Source organism: Kitasatospora sp. MBT63 (assembly GCF_000710465.2).
Classification (GTDB): Bacteria; Actinomycetota; Actinomycetes; order Streptomycetales; family Streptomycetaceae; genus Kitasatospora.
Map to the genome: position 1 here is coordinate 1 of NZ_JAIZ01000243.1, position 3821 is coordinate 3821.

Sequence of the window (3821 nt, forward strand, 5' to 3'; positions counted from 1 at the left end):
GGGGGCGGGAGGGGGCGGCGGCCGGGGTACTCAGTCGCGCAGGAACTCCGGTGCGCGGCCACGGAGGGCGTCGACCAGGTCGGCCGGGGCCGTGGCCGGACTGCCCGCCTGGTACGGGGGCTCGGGGGCGTACTCGGTGAGGAGCTGGATGGCCTGCGCGGTCCGGTCACCGGCGATCCGGCCGGCCAGCAGGAGTGCGAGGTCGATCCCGGCGGAGACCCCGGCCGCGGTGGCGTACTTCCCGTCGATCACGACCCGGTCGCTGGAGGGGAACGCGCCGTGGGCGGGGAGCTGGTCCGCCGCCAGCCAGTGGCAGGCGGCCCGGCGGCCCTTGAGCAGTCCGGCGCCCGCCAGCAGGAGCGAGCCGGTGCAGACCGAGGTGGACCAGGTGGTCCCGGCGTCGACGGCCCTGATCCAGTCGAGCAGCGGTCGGTCGTCCATCCGGGCGGCCTGGCCGGGGCCGCCGGGGACGAGCAGCAGATCGGGTGCGGTGACCTCGTCGATCGAGGCGTCGGCCACCAGGGAGAGGAAGCCCGTGTCGGCCCGTACCGGTCCGCGCCGGGCCGCCGTGAGGACGACCTCCGCGCCCGGCAGACGGGAGAGGATCTCGTAGGGGCCGACGGCGTCGAGGGCGGTGAACCGGTCGAAGAGCGGAATCGCGATTTGCATATGCGTAACCATTCATGGAGTGGTGAACGATGCGCGATGGCGTCGATGCTTGCGTAGTCGTGAATGATTTTTGTTGGGTGAATGATTGGCGGCCCGCTGACATTCACCATCCAGTGAATATTTGCGCCGCCCGAAATGAAGGGCAGGCGCGCTGGCCGGCCACGCCGGATCCCGGCGTGTGCCACATGCCGGCGCGTGGCGCATCCCCGCGCGTGCTACATCCCCGCGTGCCGCGCCCTCAGCCGACGGCGGCGGCCGGCAGCGGTGACGGAGGCCGGAAACGGCGTCGGTACTCCGAAGGGGGGATGCCCAGCCCCCGGACGAAGGCGCGGCGCATCGCCTCGGTGGAGCCGTAACCCGCGGTCCGGCCGATCTCCTCGACGCCTTGCCCGGTCTCCTCCAGCAGCCGCCGGGCGGTCTCCAGCCGGATGCCGTCGACGTACCGTCCGGGCGGCACCCCGACCTCCGCGGCGAACGCCCGGGCGAACTGGCGCGGTGAAAGCGTGGCGCGCTCGGCGAGCGCGGTGACCGACAGGTCGGCGGACGGGTTCTCGCCGATCCACCGCTGGACCTCGCGCAGGGGATGCCGTTCCGCGAGCTGGCCGGCCAGGTGCGTACTGAACTGCGCCTGCCCGCCCGGCCGTCGGAGGTACATCACCAGGTGCCGGGCGATGGCCAGCGCCGCGCTCCGGCCGAGGTCCTCCTCGACCAGGGCCAGGGCCAGGTCGATACCGGCGGTGACGCCCGCCGAGGTGGAGATCCGCCCGTCCCGCACGAAGATCGGCTCCGGGTCGAGCCGGACCGCCGGGAAGCGCCGGGCGAAGGTCTCGCAGTACGCCCAGTGCGTGGTGGCGCGGTGGCCGTCCAGCAGTCCGGCCTCGGCGAGCAGGAACGCGCCCGTGCAGACCGACACCACGCGCTCGGCCCCAGCGGCCAGTTCGGCGATCCGCGCGACGAGCGCGGGGTCGGCGGGACCGCGGGTGCCGCGGCCGCCGGGTACCAGGAGGGTGTGCGGCGTGGCGGCCAGGTCCAGGTCCTCGTCCGGCACCAGCGTGAGGCCGCTGGAGCAGCGGACCGGCCCGCCGCCGGGGCTTGCCGTACGGATTCGGTAGGCGTTCCGCCCGGGCACCGCGCCTCGGGACCGGGCCGAACTCAGTACCTCGAGCGGGCCGGTCACGTCGAGGCTCTGGACCTCGTCGAAGAGGACGATCAGGACGTCACAGGTGGACATGGCGCCAGCGTGTCAGCGGGGGCGGATGGCAGCAAGGTCGTCCTTCCCACCTTTCCTGCCATCCCCTCCTGCCAGTCCCTCCTGCCATCCGCTCGGGGCTCTCGGGGCTCTCTGGCGCTGAACGCGCCGAAACGCCGATCCGCCTCCCCGTCGGGGACGGGGAGGCGGATCGGCGGAGCAGGGCCGGCCGGCTTCGGGCGGCTACCGCTGCGGGTGCTACCGGTCAGTGCTGCCAGACGCGGACGTAGTCGACCTGCATATCCGCCGGGGCCAGGTTGTTGCCGGCGGTGGCGGACTCGACGCCGTTGTTCAGGATCAGGTACTGCGGCGCGCTGGTGATGCCGGTGGTGATCTGACCGACCTTCACACCGTCGTAGTAGTACGTGACCGAACCCGGTGCCCACTCGGCGCCGTAGGTGTGCCAGCCGGTGAAGTTGCCCGGGGCGCAGGAGCCGGGGCCGCCGGACGGCGAGTGGAAGTGGTAGCAGGCGCTGCCGCCGAGGCCCTCCATGACGTCCATCTCACCGTCGGTCGGCCAGTTCTGGCCGTCGGTCCAGAAGGCGGGCCAGTTGGCGATCTTCGAGCCGGTCGGCGGCAGGTAGATCCGGGACTCGAAGGCGCCGTAGGTGAACTGGGCCTTGCCGTTGCTCTGCACCATGCCGGAGCGGAACGGGTAGGTCTTGCCGTTGACCGTGGTGGACTGCTGGGTCGCCGTCAGGTGCAGGCTGCCGCCGCTGACGGTGGCCTGGGACGGCGCGTACGCGGCCGCCTCGGAGCTGTTGACCGGCGGGGTGGTGCAGGTCGGGCAGCCGAGCCAGTTGGGGGTCCACTTGGCCGAGTCGACGGCCGAGCCGTTGAACTCGTCGGCGAACACCGGGCGCCAGCTGCCCGCGATGCCCGCCGGGCCGCCGGTGGAGGCCGGGGTGGTCGCCGGGGTCGAGGCCGTGGCGGACCCGGACGGGGTGGCCGCCGGGCTGGTGAACGGGCTGCTCGGCGCAGTGGTGGGGCTGGTCGACGGCGTGACCGTGGGGGTGGCGGTCGGTGCCGGCGTCGTGGTGGGCGCCTGCGTCGGGGCCTTGGTCGGGCTCGCCGTCTGCGTCGCGGTGGGGGTCTGCGTCGCGGTGGGAGTCGGCTTGGGCGTCGCGGACGCGGTCGCTGCCGGGGTGGTCGCCGCCGGGGTGGTCGCCGCCGGGGTGCTCGGCGCCGGCGTGGTCGGCTTGGCGGTCGCGGTGGGCGAAGGCTGCGGCGTCGGGGTGGGCGTCGGCGTCACCGCGGCGCCGGTCGAGGTGAAGGCGGCGGTGGGCGTGAGGTTGTGCCAGGTGTTGTTGGCCTTGTACGCCACGAAGTAGGTGTACGAGCCCGCCGGGAAGGTGCGCGCCTGCGGCTGGAAGGTCTGCTGGGTGCCCGACAGGGTCGTCGGGATCGCGCCCCGGAAGTCGTAGTTGGCGCCGTTGGCGTCGCGCACGGCGATGGTCAGCGACTGGACCGGGAGGCTCTTCGCGGAGTGCAGCTTGGCGGTGGCGGTGACCTGGGCGGTGCTGCCCGGGGCGGCCGGCGTGATGCTGAGCGAGTCGACGACGACCGGCTCGGCCGCGGTGCGGCTCGGGGCGGCCCACGCCGCGCCTCCGGCGCCGACGGCGGCCACGGCGAGGCCGATGGCGAGGAGACGTCGCCGGGCGCCCGGCGCCGTGCGGCGGTGCTTGGAATGTCTGGGCATGCTGTGGGGGAGCCTTTCGTTTCCCCCCTCGGACAGGACCGGCCCGTACTCCGGCAGGGGAGTCGTCGGGCCCGTTCCGTCGAGGAGCCTGCGGGACACCGCCGTCGCCGCGCAAGCTCGGTCCGTACCGCGGGCGAGATCATCCGACCGCCGACTGGGTCGCCTACGTACGGAAAACCGCTGGTGGGTGAGGGTGGGCGCGGG

General features: G+C 73.6%; 3 protein-coding genes. All 3 read right to left on the bottom strand.

Annotation, left to right across the window (positions count from 1 at the left end; genetic code table 11):
- Positions 1 to 30: 30 nt before the first annotated feature.
- Positions 31 to 669, bottom strand: coding sequence for a DJ-1/PfpI family protein (locus AA75_RS15620; RefSeq protein WP_033820628.1), 639 nt, complete (start codon positions 667 to 669; stop codon positions 31 to 33).
- A 238-nt stretch (positions 670 to 907) separates the two neighbouring features.
- Positions 908 to 1900: a GlxA family transcriptional regulator gene (locus AA75_RS15625; RefSeq protein WP_033820629.1), complete on the bottom strand. Its 993-nt coding sequence runs from the start codon at positions 1898 to 1900 to the stop codon at positions 908 to 910.
- 223 nt (positions 1901 to 2123) lie between these two features.
- Complete coding sequence (locus AA75_RS15630; protein WP_033820630.1) at positions 2124 to 3617, bottom strand: family 16 glycosylhydrolase; 1494 nt, start codon at positions 3615 to 3617, stop codon at positions 2124 to 2126.
- Positions 3618 to 3821 lie beyond the last annotated feature (204 nt).